At 43.8% G+C, this 1076-nt stretch carries 1 protein-coding gene and 1 pseudogene; both read right to left on the reverse strand.

Annotation, left to right across the window (positions count from 1 at the left end; genetic code table 11):
* Nucleotides 1-76 (reverse strand): annotated as a pseudogene (locus ACFIJW_RS07970) (phage major tail tube protein); the annotation flags it as partial.
* The coding region (locus ACFIJW_RS07975; protein WP_375633877.1) for a phage tail sheath family protein at nt 76-1076 on the reverse strand (1001 nt) is incomplete at its 5' end. The pseudogene ACFIJW_RS07970 and the gene ACFIJW_RS07975, both read right to left, overlap by 1 nt.

The raw sequence follows: 1076 nt of genomic DNA on the forward strand, positions 1-1076 counted from the left end.
ATTTTGCTTGATAGGGAATGCCGTCGACAAAAATGTTAAAATATTTCAAAACTCTTGGTAAAACGGGGATAGCCATTAAAAAATCTCCTCTAAATAATCATTCACAATGCGTGAACGGAATGTGATGTGTTCTGCTGGTGTTGTTGGTGTGAATTCGACATTGAAATAAACTTTTCCGCCTTCAATAGCGCTTGCTGTATTCAACTCTAGATCAGGCGTACAGCGCCCACCAAGAATGGCGCCTTGTGCTTTTAAATCACGCAAATAGGCATTGACGCTTTCACTCACGTCACTCATGTAGGTTTTTTTGATATTACGATCGACAGCCCATAGATGCCCGCGCAAAATGGCGTCATTGATCATATCTGCGGTTCTCACCACCGATAAGAAAGCAAACTTTGTATCACTTGAAAGTGTGCGATTACCCCAAAGACGATAACCATTTTCGCGGATAATTGTTGTGATGTTTTGTTCGTTAAGAAGGTTAGCGCGGCTTGATCGATCACCAATGGAAAAATCAATGGGGCGTGCAATACCAACAATGCCATTGATCACTTTATTGGAAGGAGAATGCCAAAAACCGTGTGTAAAATCAGTTTTAGCAATGACACCAGCAACTGCTGCACTTGCTGGCTGTTCTACAATTTTTCCATCACGATTCACCTTTACAAATGGATCAATAAGAATGGCGCGCTTTGAATCAAAATCTTTTGCTGTGCTAAGGGCTGCTTCATCTGTTGTGTTTGGTGCATCAAGCACCACAATGGCGCGTAGGCGTTCAGCAATGCCAATGAGTTCTGCTGCGACGGGGTTGGCAGTTGCACCAGTTCCATTCTCTTCAATATTCACACTGGAAGGGCGTTGATGTGTAAAGCCTGGAGCGATGAGAATGCGTGGTGTTTGTCCTACAATGGACCCCGCTCCAATGAAAGCATGAACACCTTCATAAGCGCCATTTGCGTTTACACCACCCAGAATATTGGTGAGTGTTGCATTTTCGTTGTCACCCTCGTTCACGCGTACGACAACGACAATGGCGCCTACTTGTTTAAAAATAAGATCAAGGGCATTGGGTA

This window comes from Bartonella sp. MM97QHHN, assembly GCF_042194285.1.
GTDB lineage: Bacteria > Pseudomonadota > Alphaproteobacteria > Rhizobiales > Rhizobiaceae > Bartonella.